Genomic DNA, 24,462 nt, shown 5'->3' with positions numbered 1-24,462 from the left:
GCGCCCTGTGCCGGGGCTTTCTTCATGTGGGAGCCGGCCCCGGGCGGTCGCACACCACGGAAGGGAGGCCCCATGGCCAAGGCTGACAAGGCTGCCGCCATCGCCGAGCTGTCGGACAGGTTCCGCAACTCCGGCGCGGCCGTGCTGACCGAGTACCGCGGGCTGTCGGTGAAGCAGATCACCGACCTGCGGAACTCGCTGCGCGGGAACGCCACCTTCGCCGTCGTGAAGAACACGCTCACCGAGCTCGCCGCCAAGGAGGCCGGAGTCACGGCCTTCGACGGCCAGCTCGTCGGCCCCTCCGCCATCGCCTTCGTCGATGGTGACCCGGTCGAGGCCGCCAAGGGCCTGCGTGACTTCGCCAAGGCGAACCCCCTCCTCGTGATCAAGGGCGGCGTCCTCGACGGCAAGGCCCTGTCTCCCGAGGAGATCACCAAGCTCGCGGACCTCGAGTCCCGCGAGGTCCTCCTGGCCAAGCTGGCCGGTGCCCTCCAGGCGTCGCTCAGCCAGGCCGTCTACCTCTTCGCCGCGCCGCTGTCGCAGACCGCTCGGGTCGTCGACGCGCTGCGGGCCAAGGTCGAGGCGGAGGGCCCCGTGGCCGCCGCTGGCACCGAGGCCGCCGAGGCCCCTGTGGCCGAGGCTCCGGAGACCCCCGCCGAGGCCCCCGCGGCCGAGGCCACCGCAGACGTCGCCGAGGGTGGCGACGAGAGCTGACCCCCCGGGGCCCGCTCACCAACCAAACCGCCACTCACGGCATACGAAGTAAGAGAAGAAAGGACGCCCACCATGGCGAAGCTCTCCACCGACGAGCTCCTTGAGGCCTTCAAGGAGATGACCCTCATCGAGCTCTCCGAGTTCGTGAAGCAGTTCGAGGACACCTTCAACGTCACCGCCGCCGCCCCGGTTGCCGTCGCGGCCGCCGGTGCGCCCGCCGCGGGCGGTGGCGACGCCGCCGCTGCCGAGGAGCAGGACGAGTTCGACGTCATCCTCGAGTCCGCTGGTGACAAGAAGATCCAGGTCATCAAGGAGGTCCGCGCGCTGACCTCCCTCGGCCTGAAGGAGGCCAAGGACCTCGTCGACGGCGCTCCGAAGCCGGTCCTGGAGAAGGTCGACAAGGCTGCTGCCGACAAGGCCAAGGAGGCCCTCGAGGGCGCCGGGGCCACCGTCACCCTCAAGTGACCTCGCGCTCCCTCTAGGGAGCACGAACTCCGCGAAGGCGGGTCCGACCACGGTCGGGCCCGCCTTCGTGCGTCCCCGGGCAGTCGCCGGTGCGCCCGCAGCTCAGCGGCGCAGGGGCTTGTCCCCGATCCGGGCCACGTCCTGCGCGAAGCGCGACGGCAGCCCCGTGGCACGCGCGCTGCCGTCGTGCGCGACGACCCGCACCACCGAGTCCCACGGCCCCGGCTGCTCCACGTGGTCGACGTCCGCCCACGCGACGGGGCGCCGAAGCGGCATCCGGATGCCGGTGGCGTCGACGACCACCTCCTGCCGCCGGTTCGCGAGGTATGCCGCCGTCCCCGTGAGCAGCACCCACACCACCTGGCCGACCACCCGCCCCTGCGGGGCGTGGCGGGCCACGTCCGCGACGAGCCCGGCCACCGCCAGGAGCGGCACGGCGCACGACGCCACCCGCAGCCACCGCGGCACGGCGCTGCGGGTGTCCCAGCGCAGCGAGTCCCCGCTCATGGCACGAGCATCCCCGAACCGGCCGGTTCCCGCCCGGGAGGCGCCGGCGAGGGGTGGGTCCAGGCATACCGGCCCGTAACCTCCGCGCCCGCGCCTCGTTGAGCCCTGCGAACCGGGGCCCTCATCGGGCATGCATTTTCACGACGAGGTGAGACGTGGGCACAGAGATCAAGGTCGAGGGCCTGACCAAGCGTTTCGGGTCGCAGCTGATCTGGAACGACGTGACGCTGACCCTCCCCGCTGGCGAGATCTCCGTGATGCTCGGCCCCTCGGGCACCGGCAAGTCCGTCTTCCTCAAGACCCTCGTGGGCCTGCTCAAGCCGGACGCCGGCTCGATCTGGATCCAGGGCCAGGACCTCACCCGCCTGCGCGAGCACGACCTGTACGAGGTGCGCAAGCTGTTCGGGGTGCTGTTCCAGGACGGCGCGCTCTTCGGCTCGATGAACCTCTTCGACAACGTGGCGTTCCCGCTGCGCGAGCACACGAAGAAGTCCGAGACCGAGATCCGGAACATCGTGCTCGAGAAGATGGAGCTGGTCGGCCTCCAGGGCGCCGAGGGCAAGCTGCCGGGCGAGATCTCGGGCGGTATGCGCAAGCGCGCCGGGCTCGCGCGGGCCCTGGTGCTCGACCCCGAGATCCTGCTCATCGACGAGCCCGACTCGGGCCTGGACCCGGTGCGCACGAGCTACATCAACCAGCTCTTCATCGACCTCAACGCCCAGATCGACGCGACCTTCCTCATCGTCACGCACGACATCAACTCCACGCGCACCGTGCCGGACAACATCGGCCTGCTGTACCACAAGCACCTCGCCATGTTCGGGCCGCGCGAGATGCTGCTCAGCTCGGAGGAGCCGGTCGTGCGGCAGTTCCTCAACGCCCAGACCATCGGCCCGATCGGCATGTCCGAGGAGAAGGACGCCGACGAGCTGGCCGCCGAGTCCGGCCAGGAGCTGCCGCCGCTGCCGCCCATCCCGCTGCAGCTGCGCACCAGCGACGGCTCGCCGCGCCGCGGTGAGCGCCCGGCGGGGGAGTGGTGCCGCGCCAACGGCGTCACCCCGCCCCCCGGGTCGTTCGAGTCGCACCACGCCGGCCTGACCATCCCCCGTGCCACCGAGCCCGAGGAAGCCCTGTCATGAGCAACCCGGTGACCGGTGCGCTCCGCCAGAGCGGCTCGCTCTTCGCGCTCGTCCTCGACGTCGTGCGGGCGCTGCCCCGCCGGCCCTTCCAGGCCAAGGAGTTCATCCAGCAGTGCTGGTTCATCGCCTCGGTGACGATCGTGCCGACGGCGCTCGTCTCGATCCCGTTCGGCGCGGTCATCGCCCTCCAGCTCGGCACCCTGACCCGCCAGCTCGGCGCGCAGTCCTTCACCGGCGCCGCCTCGGTGCTCGCCGTCATCCGCGAGGCGTCCCCGATCGTGACCGCCCTGCTCATCGCCGGCGCGGGCGGCTCGGCGATCTGCGCCGACCTCGGCTCGCGCAAGATCCGCGAGGAGATCGACGCCATGGAGGTGCTGGGCATCAGCCCGATCCAGCGGCTCGTCGTCCCCCGCGTGCTCGCCGCGATGCTCGTGGCCCTGCTGCTCAACGGTCTCGTGTCCGTCGTCGGCGTCGCGGGCGGCTACTTCTTCAACGTGATCATCCAGGGCGGCACGCCCGGTGCGTACATCGCCTCGTTCACCGCGCTCGCCCAGCTCGCCGACCTGTGGACCTCGGAGATCAAGGCGGTGATCTTCGGCTTCATCGCCGCCGTCGTCGCCTCGTACAAGGGACTGACCGCCGGCGGCGGCCCCAAGGGCGTCGGCGACGCCGTGAACCAGAGCGTGGTCATCACCTTCATGTTCCTGTTCGTCGTGAACTTCGTCGCCAGCGCCGTCTACTTCCAAGTCGTCCCCCAGAAGATCTGAAGGAGGTGCGCGAATGAGCAAGGTCCTCGACATCGCGGGGCGCCCGGGCCGGGCCCTCGACAGCCTGGGCGAGCAGATGCGCTTCTACGTGCGCTCCCTCGCCTGGAGCCCCCGCACGCTGCGCCGCTACAAGAAGGAGGTCGTGCGGCTGCTCGCCGAGGTCTCCCTCGGCTCCGGTGCCCTGTCCGTCATCGGCGGCACGGTCGGCGTCATCGCCTTCCTCGCCTTCTTCACCGGCAGCCAGGTCGGCCTGCAGGGGTACTCCTCGCTCAACCAGCTCGGCACGGGCGCGTTCACCGGCTTCGTCTCGGCCTACCTCAACACCCGTGAGATCGCCCCGCTGGTCGCCGGTCTCGCCCTCGCCGCCACGGTCGGCTGCGGCTTCACCGCCCAGCTCGGCGCCATGCGCATCTCCGAGGAGGTCGACGCGCTCGAGGTCATGGGCATCCCGTCGCTGCCCTTCCTCGTGACGACCCGCATGATCGCCGGGTTCGTGGCGGTGGTGCCGCTGTACGTGCTGGGCCTGCTCTCCTCCTACGGCGCGACCCGCTTCATCGTCGTCCACTACTTCGGGCAGTCGGCGGGCACGTACGACCACTACTTCCACCTCTTCCTGCCGCCGATCGACGTCCTCTACTCCTTCCTCAAGGTCATGGTGTTCGCGGTCGTGATCATCCTGATCCACTGCTACTACGGCTACACGGCGTCCGGCGGCCCGGCCGGCGTGGGCGTCGCGGTCGGCAAGGCCGTGCGCACCTCGATCGTGGCCATCAACATCGTGGACTTCTTCTTCTCGCTCGCCGTGTGGGGCGCCACCACGACCGTCCGGATCGCGGGGTAGCCGATGTCGCAGCACCCCGAGGACGGCGTGGGACCCGCGCGCGGCTGGATGTCGCGCCTGGGCAACCGCGCCTACGGCGTCGGCTTCGTCGTGGTCGTGCTCCTGCTCGTCGGCCTGTCCGTGGCCTCCTTCCAGAAGCGCTTCACCCCCGTCGTGACCGTCACGCTCCTGACCGACCGGGTCGGCTCGCAGCTCCAGGCGTCCTCCGACGTCAAGCTGCGGGGCCTGATCGTCGGGGAGGTGCGCAAGGTCGAGACGACCGGCAAGGGGGCGCGGCTGGTGCTGGCACTCGACCCCTCGACGGTCGGGCTCATCCCCGAGAACGTGTCGGCGCGCCTGCTGCCCAAGACGCTGTTCGGCGAGCGGTACGTCGACCTCGTCTCCCCGCAGGCGGGCAGCCCGGCGCGGCACCTGGAGGACGGCGACACGATCGAGCAGGACCGCACGAGCGTGGCGATCGAGCTGGAGAAGGTGTTCGACGACCTGTTGCCGTTGTTGCGGACGGTGCGGCCGGAGAAGCTGGCGACGACGTTGAACGCGTTGGCGTCGGCGTTGGAGGGCCGCGGCACGCGGCTGGGTCAGAACCTGGTGCTGGTGGACGACTACTTCAAGCAGCTGAACCCGAAGATGCCTGTGATCAAGGCGGACATCAGCGGGCTGGCTGACCTGGCGAGCACGTATGCCGTGGCGGCGCCGGACCTGGTGCGGGCGGCGACGAACCTCATCACGACGAACACGACGATCGTGACGAAGAAGGACCAGCTGGCGGGGTTCCTGGCCGGGACGGCCGGGTTCGCGAACACGACGGCGGACTTCCTGGACGCCAACGGTGACCGGATCATCCGGGTCGGGCAGGTCGGCCGGCCCAGCCTCGAGCTCTTCGCCCGCTACTCGCCGGAGTACCCCTGTATGGCCCAGGCCCTCACCAACTGGATCCCGCGCATCGACCAGGCCTGGCGGGACGCCACCTTCCACATCACGGTCGAGACCACCCCGCAGCGCGCCGGCTACCGCCCGGGGGAGGAGCCCCGATGGGGCGAGCACCGGGGCCCGACCTGCTACGGCCTGCCCGACCACTACGGCAGCCAGGCGAACCCGCGCAAGGGCATCCACTTCGCCGACGGCACCTCCGCCTCGGGGTCGAGCGCCGGCAGCGCGCTGCCGGCCATGTTCGCCGGGACCTCCGGCGTCGGCATACCCGACCCCGACGCCGGCCTCGCCGGGACCGAGCAGGAGCAGGCGCTCGTGTCCGCCCTGCTCGGGGCGCAGCGCACCAGCGGCTCCTCGGCGATCACGACCCTGCTCGCCGGCCCCATGCTCCGCGGATCGGTGGTGAGCCAACAGTGAGCACCCGTGCCAGCCTCGTGAAGTTCATCGTCTTCGTCGTCGCCACCCTGCTGGCGACCGGGACGCTGGCGGCCACCATCGCCAACACCCAGTTCGGCGACAAGAACACGTACCACGCGGTCTTCCAGGACGTGACCGGCCTGGCCGCCGGCCAGGAGGTCCGGATCGCCGGCGTGCGCGTCGGCGAGGTGAAGGCCATCGCCGTGGACAAGGACCGCATCCACGCCGACGTCACGTTCGACGTGCTCAAGACCAGCGTCCTCACCGCCGGCACCAAGGCGACCATCAAGTACCGCAACCTCGTCGGCGAGCGCTACATCGCCCTCACCCAGGAGGTCGGGGGAGCCACGCCCCTGCGGGACGGCGCGCGCATCGGCCTGGACCACACGCAGTCGGCCCTGGACCTGACCACGCTGTTCAACGGGTTCAAGCCGCTCTTCGCGGCGCTGTCGCCCAAGGACGTCAACGAGCTGTCCTCCAACATCATCAGCGTCCTGCAGGGCGAGGGCGGCAACATCAACTCGCTCCTGGCAAAGACCGCGTCCCTCACCTCGACCCTCGCCGACCGCGACGCCGTCATCGGCCGCACCATCGACAACCTCAACGCCGTGCTCGGCACCGTCGACGCCCACGACGCCGCCCTGAAGGAGCTGATCGACCAGCTCCAGCGGTTCGTCTCCGGGCTGGCGGCCGACCGCAAGACGATCGGGGCCTCGTTGACCAACATCAACTCGCTCACCGCGCAGACCGCGGACCTGCTGGCGGTCACCCGCCCGTCCATCAAGGACGACGTGTCCCAGCTGCGGGCGCTGAGCCAGAACCTCAACAAGCCCTCGAACACCGCGGCGTTCGAGAAGTTCCTCTCGACCTCCCCGGGCAAGATCAACACGATCACCCGGACCGCGACGTACGGCTCCTGGTTCAACTTCTACATGTGCGACTTCAGTGGCTCGGTCGTCATCCCGTCGGCCGGCCCCGGGCTGCCCGCGGTCAAGGTGCCCCTCGAGAAGCCGGCCGCACTCTCCGCCGCGAGGTGCAAGTGAGCATCCCCTTCCGTGAGCGCAACCCGGTCCCCATCGGCGCCGCTGGGCTGACCGTCATCGCCGTCCTGCTCGTCCTGGCGTTCAACATCGGCAACCTGCCCCTGCTCGGCGGCGGCCGGCACTACAGCGCGGCCTTCTCCGAGGCCGGCGGCCTGCTCAAGGGCGACGACGTCCGCATCGCCGGCGTCAAGGTCGGCAAGGTGGAGAGCGTCGACCTCGCCGGCGACCACGTCGTCGTCGACTTCAAGGTCACCGAGCCGGTGAGGTTCGGCACCCAGACCGGCGCCTCGGTGCGGATGAAGACCCTGCTCGGGCAGAAGTACCTCGCGCTCGAGCCCGGGGGCACCGGCCAGCTGAGGGCCGACTCGCAGATCCCGCTGGACCGCACCGTCTCCTCCTACGACATCGTCAACGCCTTCACCGACCTGGCGACCACCAGCGAGCGGATCGACACCGACCAGCTGGCGAAGTCGCTGACCACGCTGGCGACCGAGTTCAAGGACAGCCCGGCCGACGTCCGGGCCGCCCTCGACGGCCTCGGCCGGCTGTCGCGCACGATCGCCTCGCGCGACGCCCAGCTCAAGCAGCTGCTCGCCTCAGCCAACAGCGTCAGCGGCACGGTCGCCCAGCGCAACAAGGCCGTCGAGTCGATCATCAAGAACGCCGACCTGCTCATGGTGGAGCTGAGCGCCCGCAAGGACGCCATCCACACGCTCTTCACCAACACCTCGGCCATGGCCCAGCAGATCACCGGGCTCGTGCGGGACAACCGGGCCGAGCTCAAGCCGGCCCTGGACCAGCTGACCAAGGTCCTGGCCACGCTGCAGAAGCACGAGCAGGACCTCAGCGACACGATCGCCGCGATGGCGCCGTTCACGCGGCTCTTCTCCAACGTCCTCGGCAACGGCCGCTGGTTCGACACCTACATCGAGAACCTCACGGCCCCGGTCGCCGCGCCCGGAGGTGGCAACTGATGGCCCGTCGTCACGCGCTGCCGCGCCTGCCCCGTCTGCCCCGGGTGGGGCTCGTCGGCAAGCTCGTCTCCGCCCTCGTCGTCGTGGCGCTGGCCGCGGGCGCGTACGCCTTCTGGCCGCGCCACGACGCCGTCCACGTCACGGGGGAGTTCACCCGCGCCGTCGGCCTCTTCCCGGGGTCCGACGTCCGCATCCTCGGGGTGCAGGTCGGCAAGGTCACCGAGGTCACTCCCATGGGTGACAAGGTGCGGGTCCGGTTCGAGTTCGACCGCAAGTACAAGGTGCCGGCCGACGCGCAGGCCGCGGTCGTGGCGCCCTCGCTGGTGAGCGACCGCTACGTGCAGCTGCTCCCGGCATACCACGCAGGCCCGGTCATGAAGGACGGCGCGACGATCCCGCTCGACCGCACCGCGGTCCCCGTCGAGCTCGACCGGATCTCCCAGAGCCTGGACGACCTGCTCGTCGCGCTCGGCCCCGACGGCGCCAACAAGAACGGCGCGTTCTCGGAGGTGCTCAAGACAGGCGCGGCCAACCTCGACGGGCAGGGCCAGAAGATCCACGACACCAACCACGACCTGTCCACGGCACTCGAGACGCTCTCCGGCGGACGCAACGACCTGTTCGGGACGGTGAAGAACCTGCAGACGTTCACGACGATGCTCGCCACCAACGACGACCAGGTGCGCCGGCTCAACGCCGACCTCGCCACGGTCTCCCAGCAGCTCGACGGCGAGCGCGACGACCTCGCCGCCGCCCTGAAGAACCTGGCGGTCGCCCTCAGCGAGGTGAGCTCGTTCGTCCACGACAACCGCGCCGCGCTCACCACGAACCTCGACCAGCTGGCGTCCGTCACCGGCACGGTCGCCAAGCAGCGCGACGCGCTCGCCGAGACCCTGACCAACGCCCCGGTCGCGATCAGCAACCTGCAGAACGCCTACAACCCGGCCACCGGAACCCTGGACACCCGCGCCAACGTCAACGAGAACCTCAAGCTCGACAACCTCGTGTGCAGCCTCGTCGAGGCGAGCAACAACCCGCGCGCGGCCGCCATCTGCTCGCAGGCGAAGAAGGCCCTCAAGCCGGTCGAGGACCTGCTGGGCCAGCTCTCGGGCGCCGGGGTCAAGCTGCCGGTCAACCTGCTGTCCGCGATCCCGCAGGGTGCGTCCGCGACCGGCGCGGACGGCGGCGCCTCGGGCGCGTCGTCCGCCGCCCCCGCCGTCGTGGTCAACGGTGCCGACCCGACCCTGGGCGGCCTGCTGGGAGGTGCGCGATGAGCCTGTCGTCCCGTATGCCGCGGGGCCGGGTGCTCGCGGCCCTGGCCGCGAGCGCGGCCGTGGTGTCCGTGAGCGGCTGCCAGGGCGCCTTCGACCTGCCGCTGCCCGGTGGTGCCGCCCAGCACGGCGACGTCATCCGCGTCACCGCCGAGTTCGCCGACGTGCTCGACCTCGTGCCGCAGTCGTCGGTCAAGGTCGACCAGGTCACCGTCGGGTCGGTCGAGAAGATCGAGCTCAACGGCTGGACCGCGCGGGTCACCCTGCGCATCCCGAAGTCGGTGGACCTGCCCGACAACGCCGTCGCCGAGCTCAAGCAGACGTCCCTTCTCGGTGAGAAGTACGTCGAGCTCGCCCCGCCGACCGGGACCGCCCCCGAGGGCCGGCTGCGCGACGGCGACAACATCCCGATCGACCGCACGGGGCGCAACCCCGAGGTCGAGGAGGTGCTGTCGGCGATGTCGCTGCTGCTCAACGGCGGTGGCGTGGCCCAGCTCAAGACCATCGAGACCGAGCTGAACAACGCGATGCGGGGCAACCAGACCCAGATCCGCGACGTCATCAAGCAGCTCGACACCTTCGTCGGCGGCCTGGACGAGCAGAAGGCCGAGATCGTCCGCGCCATCGACAACATCGACAAGCTGGCCGCCAAGCTCGCGGCCCAGAAGGACGACCTGGCCAAGGCGCTGGAGTCCATGCCCAAGGGCCTGAAGGTCCTGGCCGACCAGCGCCAGCAGCTCGTGCAGATGCTCCAGGCCCTGAGCCGCCTCGGCGACGTCGGCACCAGGGTCATCTCCCAGAGCAAGGCCGACACCGCCGCCAACCTCAAGGCCCTCCAGCCGATCCTGACCCAGCTCACCAAGGCCGGCGACGCCCTGCCCAAGTCGATGCAGCTGCTGCTGACCTACCCGTTCTCCGACGGCACCACGGCGGCGATGAAGGGCGACTACACCAACATGTCGGCCGACCTCGACCTCAACCTCAAGAACTTGGCCGGCAACCTGTCCGGCGGCTCCGGCTCCGGCTCCGGCAGCGGCTCCGGCGGCGGCTCGGGCGGTGGCGGCCTGCCGATCCCGCTCCCGCTCCCCACCGGTCCCCTCCCGGGTGTGCCGACCCCCTCGGTGCCGGTGCCCACGCCGTCCAGCACCCCCACGGCCCCGGTGTGCTCCATCCCGATCCTGTGCTCGGGAGGTGCCGGATGATCCGCCGTGGCGTCAAGGTCCAGCTGTTCGCGTTCCTGATGATTACCCTGCTCACCGTCTCGGTGCTCTCGGCCAAGTACGTCGGCCTGTACGACCGGGTCGCCGGTGGCCAGTACCGCGTCTCCGCCGACTTCGAGCAGTCCGGCGGCATCTTCGTCGGCTCGGAGGTGTCCTACCGCGGGGTGACGGTGGGCCGGGTCGAGCGGCTCCGGCTGTCGAAGGACGGGGTGCTCGTCGACGCCCGGATCAACCGCGGCGTGAAGATCCCCAAGGACACCCGGGTCGTGGTCGAGAACCGCTCCGCCGTGGGGGAGCAGTACCTCGACTTCCAGCCGCGCACCGACGCAGGCCCCGACCTCAAGGACGGCGACACCGTCCCGCGCACGGACACGGGCTACCCGCTGCGGGTGGACAACCTCCTGCTGCACCTGGACCACACCGTCAACTCGGTCGACAAGCACGACCTGCAGGTCGTCGTCGACGAGCTGGGCAAGGGCTTCGCCGACGGCGGCACCGACCTGCAGCGGCTGCTCGACAGCGGCGACCGCCTGACCCGGTCCGCGACCGAGGCCCTCCCGCAGACGGTCAAGCTGCTCGACGACGGGCGGATCGTCCTGGACACCCAGCGCGACACCTCCGGGCAGATCAAGACCTTCGCGTCGGACTTCGCCGACCTCACGGGCACCCTGAAGTCGTCCGACGGCGACCTGCGCCTGGTGCTCGACCGCGGCGCCGTCGCCTCGCAGGAGCTGCAGGCCCTCATCCGCGACAACCAGGGCAACCTCGCCACGCTGCTGGCCAACCTCATCACCATCGGCCAGGTGACGACCTCGCGGGTCGACGGCATCCAGCAGCTGCTCGTCACCTACCCGGACGTCGTGGCCGGCGGCTACACCGTCGTCCCGGGCGACGGCACCGCGCACTTCGGGCTGGCGCTCGCCCAGAGCCCGCCCGTGTGCACCCAGGGCTACGGCGGCACCAAGCGGCGCTCGCCGGCCGACACCTCGGGCGGCAGGGCGAACACCTCGGCGCGCTGCACGGCGCCGCGGGGGTCGGGCACCACGGTGCGTGGCGCCCAGAACGCGCCCGGGCCCTCCTCGAGCACGGGCTCGGCCGTGCCGCTGGCTTTCGGCGACCAACCCGTATCCCCGGGCATGGCTGCCTCGTTGGGCATTCCGACACCACAGGTGTCGGTGCCCACGCCCCCCGCGGGAGGTGAGAGCAGCGATCCCTCGTGGTTGTGGATCATGAAGGAGGCTGCTCGATGACCACGATCACCACCCACGCCGGGAGGGCGGTGACGGCGACCGAGCGCGACCCCGCGCCCGAGCCGAGCACGGACACCAACCCCCGCACCGGGCCCAGGGCCCTGCACATCACGCCGAGGCACGTGTGGCTGCTCGCCGCCGTGGTCCTGGTCGCCGCCGTCGTGCTCGCGGCCACCTCGGGCCGCGAGTGGTATGCCGCGCGGCAGACCGACGAGGCGCACGCCGCCGCGACGGCCGCGGCCCGCCAGCTCGCCATCAACTTCGTCACGGTCGACTACCAGAAGGTCGACGCCGACACCGCGCGCGTGCGGGCCGGGGCGACGGGGGAGTTCCTCAAGAGCTACTCGTCGTCGGTGGACGAGCTGAAGAAGGTCCTGGTCGCCAACAAGACGGTCTCCACCGTGCAGCGCTCGGAGGCCGCGCTGGTCTCCGGCGACCGGGACTCGGCCGTCGCCCTCGTTGGCGTCGTCGCCCCCACGAAGAACACGGCCGTGCCGGCCGGCGAGACCAAGACGTACCGGATGCGCCTGGACCTGCGGAAGGTCGGCGAGACGTGGAAGGTGGAGAACCTTGAGTTCGTCGGCTGACACCAGGACCGCGCCCCGACGTCGGATCGCGGGGGAGCGGGGGCGCCCGCGCACCTCCCTGACGGCTCCGCCGCTGTCGGAGACGCGGGACCGGCAGGTCCCGGGCGCACAGGCAGCACGCGAGGCGCAGGAGCCGCCAGCCGCGCGCGGTGCCCGGGAGCGCTGGGCCGCCCTGCGCTCCGGACGGCAGGACCGTGCGGACGTGCGCGCTGCCCTGCCCGCCGAGGCCGCTGCCACCCCGGGGGGTCGGCGCCGCTGGGTGGCCCCTGTGGCCGTGCTCGTGGCGAGCCTCGCAGCCCTGGGGGTCGTGCTGGGCCTGACGCTGCAGGACGGCGGCGCCCAGGACCGGGCCGACCGGGCAGCGGCCAGCCAGGCCAGGACCTCGGTGGAGCAGCTGCTCAGCTACAACTACAAAACCATCGACGGGCAGGCCGCCCAGGTCGAGGGCCTGCTCACGGGGTCCTTCAAGGGCGAGTTCACCAGCGCCATGGACAAGACCATCAAGCCGATGGCGGTCAAGAACCAGACCGTCGTGCAGGCCAAGGTCTCGGACGTGGGCGTCATGAGCTCCTCGCCGACCACAGTGAAGGTGCTGGCGTTCGTCAACCAGGCGCGGGTCGGTGCCGACCAGAAGCAGCCCGTGGTCGACCAGAACCGGGTGATCGCGACCATGACGAAGGTCGGTGACCGCTGGCTGGTGAGCAAGGTCGACGCCTTCTGACCCCGCCGCCGCACCGCGCCTGACCCTGCCGCAACACCCCGCCTGACCTGCGACGACGTCCCCTCGGGGGCGTCGTCGCCGGCGTTCCGGGGCGCGGTCTGCACGCCACGCCGCCCGTTCCCCTTGACGTCGAGGCATTCGCCCGTCACCATCGTCTGCGTCGATCCGAACCCGGGGCTTGCGGCCTCGGCGAGACCCCCGTCGACAGCCCTGGTGGAAACCGGCTGGACACGGTTGGACAGTCCTGCCCTCGTGGGTCTATGCTCATCCTTTGCGCTGCCCTCTTTCGCCGACCCCATCGACACCAGCCCTTCGCCGTGCCCTCCGGCACGGATCCGTGGCCGGTGCTCCTCGTGGCCGACATGGTGGTCGGCGCGGCATCGGTTTCAACACAAGGCCCGTGGAAGGACCCCTCCTTGGCTGCCTCGCGCAACGCGACTCAGACTGTGTCCACCGCACGGACGGCTTCCGGCCGTCTGTCCTTCGCGAAGATCCGCGAACCCCTCGAGGTCCCCGACCTCCTGGCTCTCCAGACCGAGAGCTTCGACTGGCTCCTCGGCAACGAGCGCTGGCAGGCCCGGGTCGCCGAGGCGAAGGCCGAGGGCCGGGGCGACGTCCCCGACCGCTCGGGCCTCGAGGAGATCTTCGAGGAGATCTCGCCCATCGAGGACTTCAGCGGCTCCATGTCGCTGTCGTTCCGTGACCACCGCTTCGAGGAGGTCAAGTACTCCATCGAGGAGTGCAAGGAGCGGGACCAGACCTACTCCGCCCCGCTGTTCGTCACGGCGGAGTTCATGAACACCACCACCGGTGAGATCAAGAGCCAGACGGTCTTCATGGGCGACTTCCCGCTCATGACCGAGCGCGGCACCTTCATCATCAACGGCACTGAGCGCGTCGTCGTCTCCCAGCTGGTCCGCAGCCCGGGCGTCTACTTCGAGCGCACCCCGGACAAGACCTCCGACAAGGACGTCTACACCGCCAAGGTCATCCCGAGCCGTGGCGCCTGGCTCGAGTTCGAGATCGACAAGCGCGACATGGTCGGCGTCCGCGTCGACCGCAAGCGCAAGCAGTCGGTCACGGTGCTCCTCAAGGCCCTCGGCATGACCGAGGCCGACATCCTCGAGGAGTTCGGCGACTACGAGTCGATGCGCCTCACCCTGGAGAAGGACCACACGGCCGGCCAGGACGACGCGCTGCTCGACATCTACCGCAAGCTGCGCCCGGGCGAGCCGCCGACCCGTGAGGCCGCCCAGACCCTTCTGGACAACCTCTACTTCAACACCAAGCGCTACGACCTGGCCAAGGTCGGTCGCTACAAGATCGACCGCAAGCTGGGTGTGCCCGGTGCGCTGTCGGAGTCGGTGCTGTCGGTCGACGACATCGTCGCCACCATCAAGTACCTCGTCGCCCTGCACGCCGGTGAGTCCACCCTCACGGGCAAGAACGGCGAGGAGGTCGTGGTCGAGGTCGACGACATCGACCACTTCGGCAACCGCCGCCTGCGCAACGTCGGCGAGCTGATCCAGAACCAGGTCCGCACCGGCCTGTCCCGCATGGAGCGCGTCGTCCGCGAGCGCATGACCACGCAGGACGTCGAGGCGATCACGCCGCAGACCCTGATCAACATCCGCCCCGTGGTGGCCTCGATCAAGGAGTTCTTCGGCACCTCGCAGCTGTCGCAGTTCATGGACCAGAACAACCCGCTCGCGGGCCTGACGCACAAGCGGCGTCTGTCGGCCCTCGGCCCGGGTGGTCTGTCCCGTGACCGCGCCGGCATGGAGGTCCGTGACGTCCACCCGTCGCACTACGGCCGCATGTGCCCGATCGAGACCCCTGAGGGCCCGAACATCGGCCTCATCGGCTCGCTGGCGTCCTACGGGCGGATCAACGCGTTCGGCTTCATCGAGACGCCGTACCGCAAGGTCGTGAACGGTCGCGTCACCGACGAGATCCACTACCTGTCCGCCGACGAGGAGGACCGGCACGTCATCGCGCAGGCCAACGCCGTCATCGACGCCGAGGGCAACTTCACCGACGAGCGCGTCCTGGTCCGCACCAAGGGCGGCGAGGTCGACTACATCCCGGGTGAGGACGTCGACTTCATGGACGTCTCGGCCCGCCAGATGGTGTCGGCCGCGACCGCGCTGATCCCGTTCCTCGAGCACGACGACGCCAACCGCGCGCTCATGGGCTCGAACATGCAGCGCCAGGCGGTGCCGCTGGTCAAGTCCGAGGCGCCCCTGGTCGGCACCGGCATGGAGTACCGCGCCGCCCTCGACTCCGGCGACGTCGTCCGGGCCGAGGTCGCCGGTGTGGTCACCGAGGTCTCCGCCGACCTCGTCACCGTCGCCGGTGACGACGGCTCGACCCGCACCTACCGGATCGCCAAGTTCGCGCGCTCCAACCAGGGCACCTCCTACAACCAGGTCGTCGTCGTCAACGAGGGCGACCGGGTCGAGGCCGGCGGCGTCATCGCCGACGGTCCCGCCACCGACGGTGGCGAGATGGCGCTCGGGCGCAACCTGCTCGTGGCGTTCATGCCGTGGGAGGGCCACAACTACGAGGACGCGATCATCCTCAGCCAGCGCCTGGTGCAGGACGACGTCCTCTCCTCGATCCACATCGAGGAGCACGAGGTCGACGCCCGTGACACCAAGCTCGGCCCCGAGGAGATCACCCGGGACATCCCGAACGTCTCCGAGGACGTGCTGGCCGACCTCGACGAGCGCGGCATCATCCGCATCGGCGCCGAGGTCCGCGACGGCGACCTGCTCGTCGGCAAGGTCACGCCCAAGGGCGAGACCGAGCTGACCCCGGAGGAGCGCCTGCTGCGCGCCATCTTCGGCGAGAAGGCCCGCGAGGTCCGCGACACCTCCCTCAAGGTGCCCCACGGCGAGACCGGCACCGTCATCGGCGTCAAGGTCTTCGACAAGGACGAGGGCGACGACCTGCCCCCGGGCGTGAACCAGCTGGTGCGCGTCTACGTGGCCAACAAGCGCAAGATCACCGACGGTGACAAGCTGGCCGGCCGCCACGGCAACAAGGGCGTCATCTCCAAGATCCTCCCGGTCGAGGACATGCCGTTCCTCGAGGACGGCACGCCCGTCGACGTCGTGCTCAACCCGCTCGGTGTCCCCGGTCGTATGAACGTCGGCCAGATCCTCGAGCTCCACCTCGGCTGGGCAGCCAGCCGCGGCTGGGAGATCGCGGAGAACCCGGAGTGGGCCAGGCTCATCCCCGAGGACGCGCGCCAGGCCCCGGCCGGCACCCGCGTCGCCTCCCCGGTGTTCGACGGTGTGCGCGAGGACGAGATCGTGGGTCTGCTCGACTCCACGCTCAAGACGCGCGACGACGTCCGCCTCATCGACGGCTCGGGCAAGGCCCGGCTCTTCGACGGCCGCTCCGGCGAGCCGTTCCCGGAGCCGGTGTCGGTCGGCTACATGTACATCCTCAAGCTGCACCACCTCGTGGACGACAAGATCCACGCCCGCAGCACCGGCCCGTACTCCATGATCACCCAGCAGCCGCTCGGTGGTAAGGCGCAGTTCGGTGGCCAGCGCTTCGGTGAGATGGAGGTGTGGGCACTCGAGGCGTACGGCGCCGCCTACGCCCTCCAGGAGCTGCTGACGATCAAGTCCGACGACGTCCAGGGCCGCGTGAAGGTGTACGAGGCCATCGTCAAGGGCGACAACATCCCCGAGCCCGGCATCCCCGAGTCCTTCAAGGTGCTCATCAAGGAGATGCAGTCCCTCTGCCTGAACGTGGAGGTCCTCAACAGCGAGGGCACCGCGATCGAGATGAAGGAGTCCGACGAGGACGTCTTCCGCGCGGCCGAGGAGCTCGGAATCGACCTGTCCCGGCGCGAGCCCAGCTCGGTCGAGGAGGTGTGACGGGATGCCGCGTGGCCGCGCCCAGCGCCGGCCACGCGGCACACCGCCCCTCCTGACGACCACCCCCTTGAGTTCTACCTAGAGACACGAGAGAAGGAACCACGTGCTCGACGTCAACTTCTTCGACGAGCTGCGCATCGGCCTGGCCACGGCGGAGGACATCCGCCAGTGGAGCCACGGCGAGGTCAAGAAGCCGGAGACCATCAACTACCGCACCCTGAAGCCGGAGAAGGAGGGCCTGTTCTGCGAGCGCATCTTCGGCCCCACCCGGGACTGGGAGTGCAACTGCGGCAAGTACAAGCGCGTCCGCTTCAAGGGCATCATCTGTGAGCGCTGCGGCGTCGAGGTCACCCGCGCCAAGGTGCGTCGTGAGCGGATGGGCCACATCGAGCTCGCCGCCCCCGTCACCCACATCTGGTACTTCAAGGGTGTCCCGTCGCGCCTGGGCTACCTGCTCGACCTCGCCCCGAAGGACCTCGAGAAGGTCATCTACTTCGCGGCCTACATGATCACCTCGGTCGACGAGGAGCAGCGCCACAAGGACCTGCCCTCGCTCGAGGCTCAGATCGAGGTCGAGAAGAAGGAGTTCGAGAACAAGCGCGACTCCGACATCGACACCCGTGCCAAGAAGCTCGAGGCCGACCTGGCCGAGCTCGAGGCCGAGGGTGCCAAGGCCGACGCCCGCCGCAAGGTGCGCGAGTCCGCCGAGCGCGAGATGAACCAGATCCGCAAGCGCGCGGACCAGCAGATCGAGCGCCTCGAGCAGGTCTGGGACCGGTTCAAGAACCTCAAGGTCCAGGACCTCGAGGGCGACGAGATCCTCTACCGCGAGATGCGCGACCGGTTCGGCCTCTACTTCGAGGGCGGCATGGGCGCGGCGGCGATCCAGAAGCGCCTGGAGACCTTCGACCTCGAGGCCGAGGCGGAGCTCCTGCGCGAGATCATCGCCACCGGCAAGGGCCAGAAGAAGACCCGCGCCCTCAAGCGGCTCAAGGTCGTCACCGCCTTCCAGGCGACGAGCAACAAGCCCGCGGGCATGGTCCTGGACGCCGTCCCGGTCATCCCGCCGGACCTGCGCCCGATGGTCCAGCTCGACGGTGGCCGCTTCGCCACCTCCGACCTGAACGACCTGTACCGCCGCGTCATCAACCGCAACAACCGCCTCAAGCGACTGCTCGACCTCGGCGCGCCCGAGATCATCGTCAACAACGAGAAGCGGATGCTGCAGGAGGCCGTCGACAGCCTCTTCGACAACGGCCGTCGTGGTCGCCCGGTCACGGGCCCCGGCAACCGGCCGCTGAAGTCGCTGTCCGACATGCTCAAGGGCAAGCAGGGCCGGTTCCGCCAGAACCTGCTCGGCAAGCGCGTCGACTACTCCGGCCGCTCGGTCATCGTCGTCGGTCCGCAGCTCAAGCTGCACCAGTGCGGCCTGCCCAAGCAGATGGCCCTGGAGCTGTTCAAGCCGTTCGTGATGAAGCGCCTGGTCGACCTCGACCACGCGCAGAACATCAAGTCGGCCAAGCGCATGGTCGAGCGGGCCCGCCCGGTCGTGTGGGACGTGCTCGAGGAGGTCATCACCGAGCACCCCGTCCTGCTGAACCGCGCACCCACCCTGCACCGCCTCGGCATCCAGGCCTTCGAGCCGCAGCTGGTCGAGGGCAAGGCCATCCAGATCCACCCGCTCGTCTGCACCGCCTTCAACGCGGACTTCGACGGTGACCAGATGGCCGTGCACGTGCCGCTGTCCGCGGAGGCGCAGGCCGAGGCCCGCATCCTCATGCTGTCCTCGAACAACATCCTCAAGCCGGCCGACGGCCGACCCGTGACCATGCCCACCCAGGACATGATCATCGGCCTGTACCACCTCACCTCCGAGGTGGAGAACGGCAAGGGCTCGGGCCGCGCGTTCGCGAGCGTCTCCGAGGCCCGGATGGCGTTCGACGCCGGCGAGCTCGAGCTCGGCAGCGTCGTGAAGATTCGGCTCCTGGACGTCGTCCCGGTGCCGGGCACGGAGCTGCCCGAGGGCGTCGAGGCCAACGAGCAGGGCCAGGTCGCCTCGCTCGTGGTCGAGACCACCCTGGGCCGCGCGCTGTTCAACCAGACGCTCCCGGTGGACTACCCGTTCGTGAACGCGGTCGTCGACAAGAAGCGCCTCTCCTCGATCGTCAACGACCTCGCCGAGCGGTACAGCAAGGTGCAGGTCGCGGCGAGCCTCGACGCGCTGAAGGACTACGGCTTCCACTGGGCGACCCGCTCGGGCACCACGGTCGCCATCTCCGACGTCGTGACCCCGCCGCGCAAGGGCGAGATCCTCGAGGGCTACGAGACCAAGGCGACCAAGGTCCAGACCCAGTACGAGCGGGGTCTGATCACCGACGACGAGCGTCGCCAGGAGCTCATCGAGATCTGGACCCAGGCGACGAACGAGGTCGCCAAGGAGATGGAGTCCAACCTCCCGAAGACCAACACCATCTTCAAGATGGTGTCCTCGGGTGCTCGTGGTAACTGGATGCAGCTGCGGCAGATCGCCGGTATGCGTGGCCTGGTGTCGAACCCGAAGGGTGACATCATCCCGCGACCGATCCGCGCGAACTTCCGCGAGGGCCTCTCGGTGCTCGAGTTCTTCATCTCCACGCACGGTTCCCGCAAGGGCCTGGCGGACACCGCGCTGCGGACCGCCGACTCCGGTTACCTCACGCGTCGCCTCGTCGACGTGTCGCAGGACGTCATCATCCGTGAGGACGACTGTGGCACCGAGCGCGGCCTGACCATGCCGATCGCCCGCAAGACGGCCGACGGCGCCCTGGTCGAGCACGACGACGTGGAGACCTCGGTCTACGCCCGGACCCTCGCGGCCGACGTGGTCAAGGACGGCCAGACGCTCGCCGAGGCCGGCATCGACCTCGGTGACGTGGTCATCGACGCTCTCGTCGCCGCCGGCGTCGAGGAGGTCAAGGTCCGCTCGGTCCTCACCTGTGAGTCCCGGGTCGGCACCTGCGCCGCCTGCTACGGCCGTTCGCTGGCCACCGGCAAGCTGGTCGACATCGGTGAGGCCGTCGGCATCATCGCGGCCCAGTCCATCGGTGAGCCCGGTACCCAGCTGACGATGCGCACCTTCCACACCGGTGGTGTGGCCGGTGACGACATCACGCAGGGTCTGCCGCGTGTCGTCGAGCTGTTCGAGGCGCGCACCCCCAAGGGTGTCGCCCCGATCGCCGAGGCGTCGGGTCGCGTGTCCATCGAGGACACCGACAAGACCCGCCGGATCATGCTCACGCCGGACGACGGCTCGGAGGAGCACGCCTACCCGGTCAGCAAGCGTGCGCGCCTGCTGGTCCAGGACGGCGAGCACGTCGAGGTCGGCGCCCAGCTGACGCAGGGGTCGATCGACCCCAAGCAGGTGCTGCGCATCCTCGGCCCGCGTGCGGTCCAGATGCACCTCGTGGACGAGGTCCAGCACGTGTACCGCCAGCAGGGTGTGTCGATCCACGACAAGCACATCGAGGTCATCGTCCGCCAGATGCTGCGCCGGATCACCATCATCGAGTCGGGTGACGCCGAGCTGCTCCCGGGTGAGCTGGCCGAGCGTGGCCGGTTCGAGGAGGAGAACCGTCGCGTGGTGTCCGAGGGCGGTCGCCCGGCCTCGGGTCGCCCCGAGCTCATGGGCATCACCAAGGCCTCGCTGGCCACAGACTCCTGGCTGTCGGCCGCCTCCTTCCAGGAGACGACCCGCGTCCTCACCGAGGCCGCGATGAACGCCAAGTCGGACCCGCTGCTGGGTCTGAAGGAGAACGTCATCCTCGGCAAGCTGATCCCGGCCGGCACGGGCCTCCCGCGCTACCGGAACATCAAGGTCGAGCCGACCGAGGAGGCCAAGGCCGCGATGTACTCGATGCCGAACTACGAGTACGACTACCCGGTGTTCGGCCCCGGCTCCGGCGAGGCCATCCGCCTCGACGACGCCGAGCTCGGGCTCGACTGAGGGTCCGCACCGCCACGAGGGCGGGTGTGCTGGGTGGAGACACCCGGCACACCCGCCCTCCGCGTTGCCCCCAAGCCCCCACTTGTTGCCACCAGGTGGTCGCCGGGGCTGCCCGTGGGCCCTCCGGTGACCATGACGTGGCAACAAGTGGGGAACCGCGCGGGAGGGGTCGTGGGCCGGCGGCATACGCATGGGGCGCGCGGTGTTGTAGCGGGGGAGTGCCGTGCGGGGGACCGCGGCGGGGGCGCCGCCCGACGGATTTGGTCGGCTCCTGCGCAGACGGTATCTTTGAACACTGTGTCTGAGGTCTGCCTCGGGCGCGACCGCCGGAGCAGGCACCGACCGTGGAAGCACGTGGGGTAGCCGGGCCGGCACCACCTCTCGCCGGGCAACCTCCGACCGATCCGCCAGGGTCTGCCGTGGGAAGTGCAGGGGAGAGCGCCACGACCGACACACCCGAGTGCGGGGGTCGGGCACGGCGACAACACCAAGGAGCGCCCGGGGCGCGTCGCGAGACGCCCGCAGGCGCAGACAATCGACAACGTACGGAGAACAGGTTGCCCACGATCAACCAGCTGGTGCGCAAGGGCCGGCAGGACAAGGTCACCAAGACCAAGACCCCTGCCCTCAAGGGCTCGCCGCAGCGCCGCGGTGTCTGCACCCGCGTCTACACCACCACGCCCAAGAAGCCGAACTCCGCCCTGCGGAAGGTCGCCCGTGTGCGCCTCACCAGCGGCATCGAGGTCACGGCCTACATCCCGGGCGTCGGCCACAACCTGCAGGAGCACTCGATCGTGCTCGTGCGTGGCGGCCGTGTGAAGGACCTGCCGGGTGTGCGCTACAAGATCATCCGCGGCTCGCTCGACACCCAGGGTGTCAAGAACCGCAAGCAGGCCCGTTCCCGTTACGGCGCGAAGATGGAGAAGAAGTAATGCCTCGCAAGGGACCCGCGCCGAAGCGCCCCCTCGTCGTCGACCCGGTCTACCAGTCCCCGCTGGTGACGGCCCTGGTCAACAAGATCCTCCTCGACGGCAAGAAGTCGATCGCCGAGACCATCGTCTACGGCGCCCTCGAGGGCTGCCGTGAGAAGACCGGCAGCGACCCCGTCGTGACCCTCAAGCGCGCGCTGGACAACATCCGGCCGACCCTGGAGGTCAAGTCCCGCCGTGTCGGTGGCGCGACCTACCAGGTCCCGGTCGAGGTCAAGCCGAACCGCGCCACGACCCTGGCCCTGCGCTGGATGGTCGGCTACTCGCGCCAGCGTCGCGAGAAGACGATGACCGAGCGCCTCATGAACGAGATCCTCGACGCGTCCAACGGCCTCGGTGCCGCGGTGAAGCGTCGCGAGGACACCCACAAGATGGCCGAGTCCAACAAGGCCTTCGCGCACTACCGCTGGTGACAGCGCCGGTATGCCGCGTGCGCACCCCGCGCACGCGGCACACCGGACCGGCGTGGTCGGCACGTGCCGACCGCGCACCCCGAAACTTCCGCAACGCAACGAGCGAGATGAGAAACGAGTGGCACTCGACGTCCTGACGGACCTCAAGAAGGTCCGCAACATCGGCATCATGGCGCACATCGACGCCGGCAAGACGACGACGACGGAGCGCATCCTCTTCTACACCGGTGTCAACCACAAGATCGGTGAGACGCACGACGGCGCGTCGACCACCGACTGGATGGAGCAGGAGAAGGAGCGCGGCATCACGATCACGTCTGCCGCGGTCACCTCCTTCTGGGAGGGCACCCAGATCAACATCATCGACACCCCCGGCCACGTGGACTTCACGGTCGAGGTGGAGCGCTCGCTGCGCGTGCTCGACGGCGCCGTCGCCGTCTTCGACGGCAAGGAGGGCGTCGAGCCCCAGTCCGAGACCGTCTGGCGCCAGGCCGACAAGTACGACGTCCCGCGCATCGCGTTCGTCAACAAGATGGACAAGCTCGGTGCCGACTTCTACTTCACCGTGCAGACCATCAAGGACCGCCTCGGTGCCGAGCCGCTGGTCATGCAGCTGCCGATCGGCTCCGAGAACGACTTCATCGGTGTCGTCGACCTGCTCTACATGCGCGCCCTGGTGTGGCCTGGCGACGCCAAGGGTGACGTCACCATGGGCGCCAAGTACGAGATCCAGGAGATCCCGGCGGACCTGCAGGCCAAGGCCGAGGAGTACCGCAACCACATCGTGGAGCGGGTCGCCGAGTCCGACGACGAGCTCATGGAGAAGTACCTCGGTGGCGAGGAGCTGTCGATCGACGAGCTCAAGGCGGGCATCCGCAAGCTCACGGTGACCTCCGAGCTGTACCCGATCTTCTGCGGCTCCGCGTTCAAGAACCGTGGTGTCCAGCCGATGCTCGACGCGGTCGTCGACTACCTGCCGTCGCCGCTCGACGTGCCGGCCATGAAGGGCCACAAGCCGGGCGACGAGTCGGTCGAGATGACCCGTGAGCCCAGCAAGGAGGCCCCGTTCTCCGCGCTGGCCTTCAAGGTCGCCGCCCACCCGTTCTTCGGCACCCTCACCTTCATCCGGGTCTACTCCGGCCGCGTCGCCGCGGGCTCGCAGGTCGTGAACTCGACCAAGGGCAAGAAGGAGCGCATCGGCAAGCTCTTCCAGATGCACGCCAACAAGGAGAACCCGGTCGACGAGGCGCTGGCGGGCCACATCTACGCCGCCATCGGCCTCAAGGACACCACCACCGGTGACACGCTCTGCGACCCGAACGAGCAGATCGTCCTGGAGTCCATGACGTTCCCGGAGCCGGTCATCCAGGTCGCCATCGAGCCCAAGACCAAGGGCGACCAGGAGAAGCTGTCGACGGCCATCCAGAAGCTCTCCGCCGAGGACCCGACCTTCCAGGTCCACCTCGACGAGGAGACCGGCCAGACCATCATCGCCGGCATGGGCGAGCTCCACCTGGACATCCTCGTGGACCGCATGAAGCGCGAGTTCAAGGTCGAGGCCAACGTCGGCAAGCCGCAGGTGGCCTACCGCGAGACGATCCGCCGCACGGTGGAGAAGCTCGACTACACCCACAAGAAGCAGACGGGTGGCTCCGGCCAGTTCGCGAAGGTCCAGATCAGCCTCGAGCCCCTGGACACCACCGAGTCCGGCGAGCTCTACGAGTTCGAGAACAAGGTCACCGGTGGTCGCGTCCCGCGCGAGTACATCCCGTCGGTCGACGCCGGTATCCAGGACGCCATGCAGTACGGCGTGCTCGCGGGCTACCCGCTCGTCGGCATCCGGGCGACCCTGCTCGACGGCGCGTACCACGACGTCGACTCCTCCGAGATGGCGTTCAAGATCGCCGGCTCCATGGCGCTCAAGGAGGCCGTCCGCAAGGCCGACCCCGTGCTGCTCGAGCCGATGATGGCCGTCGAGGTGCGCACGCCCGAGGACTACATGGGCGACGTCATCGGTGACATCAACTCCCGCCGTGGCCAGATCCAGGGCATGGAGGACATCAGCGGTGCCAAGGTCGTCCGCGGCCTCGTCCCGCTGTCGGAGATGTTCGGCTACGTCGGCGACCTGCGGTCCAAGACGCAGGGCCGGGCGAGCTTCTCGATGGAGTTTGACTCCTACGCCGAGGTCCCCAAGGCTGTGGCCGAGGAGATCATCAAGAAGACCCGCGGTGAGTGACCGGTAGCATTACCGGTCGCGCACCACGGTCGTCGGACCAGCACCACCCCCGAGTACCACCCACCAGATCCGCGCCACGTCCTACCAGGTCGTACGGCGTATC

At 69.4% G+C, this 24,462-nt stretch carries 19 protein-coding genes; 18 read left to right on the top strand and 1 reads right to left on the bottom strand.

Going from position 1 to position 24,462, the window contains the following annotated elements:
* The first annotated feature begins 72 nt into the window (after positions 1-72).
* A complete protein-coding gene (gene rplJ, locus RKE38_RS14820) occupies positions 73-714 on the top strand; it encodes a 50S ribosomal protein L10 (RefSeq protein WP_316008236.1) in 642 nt (213 codons plus the stop codon).
* Positions 715-786: 72 nt separating this feature from the next.
* A complete protein-coding gene (rplL, locus tag RKE38_RS14815; RefSeq protein WP_316008235.1) occupies positions 787-1,179 on the top strand; it encodes a 50S ribosomal protein L7/L12 in 393 nt (130 codons plus the stop codon).
* A gap of 102 nt (positions 1,180-1,281) precedes the next feature.
* On the opposite strand, the gene RKE38_RS14810 is transcribed toward rplL, so the two are convergent.
* On the bottom strand, positions 1,282-1,686 hold the full coding sequence (locus tag RKE38_RS14810; protein WP_316008234.1) for a hypothetical protein: 405 nt from the start codon (positions 1,684-1,686) through the stop codon (positions 1,282-1,284).
* Positions 1,687-1,841: 155 nt separating this feature from the next.
* Between RKE38_RS14810 and RKE38_RS14805 the strand changes: the two genes are divergently transcribed.
* The 16 genes from RKE38_RS14805 to fusA all read left to right on the top strand — a co-directional run bounded on the left by RKE38_RS14805 (position 1,842) and on the right by fusA (position 24,359).
* Positions 1,842-2,825 carry an ABC transporter ATP-binding protein gene (locus RKE38_RS14805; protein WP_316008233.1) on the top strand — a complete coding sequence of 328 codons (984 nt, stop codon included), beginning with the start codon at positions 1,842-1,844 and terminating at the stop codon, positions 2,823-2,825.
* Positions 2,822-3,592 (top strand): ABC transporter permease, encoded by a 771-nt coding sequence (locus RKE38_RS14800; protein WP_316008232.1) that lies wholly within the window; start codon positions 2,822-2,824, stop codon positions 3,590-3,592. Before RKE38_RS14805 ends, RKE38_RS14800 begins: the two co-directional genes overlap by 4 nt.
* 13 nt (positions 3,593-3,605) lie before the next feature.
* Positions 3,606-4,433: an ABC transporter permease gene (locus RKE38_RS14795; RefSeq protein ID WP_316008231.1), complete on the top strand. Its 828-nt coding sequence runs from the start codon at positions 3,606-3,608 to the stop codon at positions 4,431-4,433.
* A gap of 3 nt (positions 4,434-4,436) precedes the next feature.
* The gene (locus RKE38_RS14790; RefSeq protein WP_316008230.1) at positions 4,437-5,780 is read left to right on the top strand and encodes an MCE family protein; all 1,344 of its coding nucleotides are present in this window, start codon (positions 4,437-4,439) and stop codon (positions 5,778-5,780) included.
* Positions 5,777-6,823: an MlaD family protein gene (locus RKE38_RS14785; RefSeq protein ID WP_316008229.1), complete on the top strand. Its 1,047-nt coding sequence runs from the start codon at positions 5,777-5,779 to the stop codon at positions 6,821-6,823. Before RKE38_RS14790 ends, RKE38_RS14785 begins: the two co-directional genes overlap by 4 nt.
* Positions 6,820-7,797: an MCE family protein gene (locus RKE38_RS14780; protein WP_316008228.1), complete on the top strand. Its 978-nt coding sequence runs from the start codon at positions 6,820-6,822 to the stop codon at positions 7,795-7,797. The genes RKE38_RS14785 and RKE38_RS14780 overlap by 4 nt, the downstream gene beginning before the upstream one ends.
* Positions 7,797-9,071 carry an MCE family protein gene (locus tag RKE38_RS14775; RefSeq protein WP_316008227.1) on the top strand — a complete coding sequence of 425 codons (1,275 nt, stop codon included), beginning with the start codon at positions 7,797-7,799 and terminating at the stop codon, positions 9,069-9,071. The genes RKE38_RS14780 and RKE38_RS14775 overlap by 1 nt, the downstream gene beginning before the upstream one ends.
* Entirely contained in the window at positions 9,068-10,270 is a 1,203-nt protein-coding gene (locus RKE38_RS14770) for an MCE family protein (protein ID WP_316008226.1), read from the top strand. The genes RKE38_RS14775 and RKE38_RS14770 overlap by 4 nt, the downstream gene beginning before the upstream one ends.
* The gene (locus RKE38_RS14765) at positions 10,267-11,538 is read left to right on the top strand and encodes an MlaD family protein (RefSeq protein ID WP_316008225.1); all 1,272 of its coding nucleotides are present in this window, start codon (positions 10,267-10,269) and stop codon (positions 11,536-11,538) included. The genes RKE38_RS14770 and RKE38_RS14765 overlap by 4 nt, the downstream gene beginning before the upstream one ends.
* Complete coding sequence (locus RKE38_RS14760) at positions 11,535-12,125, top strand: hypothetical protein (RefSeq protein WP_316008224.1); 591 nt, start codon at positions 11,535-11,537, stop codon at positions 12,123-12,125. Before RKE38_RS14765 ends, RKE38_RS14760 begins: the two co-directional genes overlap by 4 nt.
* A 202-nt stretch (positions 12,126-12,327) precedes the next feature.
* The gene (locus RKE38_RS14755) at positions 12,328-12,846 is read left to right on the top strand and encodes a hypothetical protein (protein WP_316008223.1); all 519 of its coding nucleotides are present in this window, start codon (positions 12,328-12,330) and stop codon (positions 12,844-12,846) included.
* A gap of 416 nt (positions 12,847-13,262) precedes the next feature.
* On the top strand, positions 13,263-16,739 hold the full coding sequence (gene rpoB / locus RKE38_RS14750; protein ID WP_316008222.1) for a DNA-directed RNA polymerase subunit beta: 3,477 nt from the start codon (positions 13,263-13,265) through the stop codon (positions 16,737-16,739).
* A 103-nt stretch (positions 16,740-16,842) separates the two neighbouring features.
* Positions 16,843-20,721: a DNA-directed RNA polymerase subunit beta' gene (locus RKE38_RS14745; protein WP_316008221.1), complete on the top strand. Its 3,879-nt coding sequence runs from the start codon at positions 16,843-16,845 to the stop codon at positions 20,719-20,721.
* 557 nt (positions 20,722-21,278) lie between these two features.
* Positions 21,279-21,653, top strand: coding sequence for a 30S ribosomal protein S12 (rpsL, locus tag RKE38_RS14740; RefSeq protein ID WP_310154129.1), 375 nt, complete (start codon positions 21,279-21,281; stop codon positions 21,651-21,653).
* Entirely contained in the window at positions 21,653-22,123 is a 471-nt protein-coding gene (gene rpsG, locus RKE38_RS14735; RefSeq protein WP_316008220.1) for a 30S ribosomal protein S7, read from the top strand. The genes rpsL and rpsG overlap by 1 nt, the downstream gene beginning before the upstream one ends.
* A 118-nt stretch (positions 22,124-22,241) precedes the next feature.
* Positions 22,242-24,359: an elongation factor G gene (gene fusA, locus RKE38_RS14730; RefSeq protein WP_316008219.1), complete on the top strand. Its 2,118-nt coding sequence runs from the start codon at positions 22,242-22,244 to the stop codon at positions 24,357-24,359.
* Positions 24,360-24,462: the final 103 nt, after the last annotated feature.

The organism is Phycicoccus sp. M110.8, from assembly GCF_032464895.1.
Lineage (GTDB): Bacteria > Actinomycetota > Actinomycetes > Actinomycetales > Dermatophilaceae > Pedococcus.
Note: the sequence above shows the minus strand (reverse complement) of the source record. Positions and strands in the feature narration are given on the sequence as shown.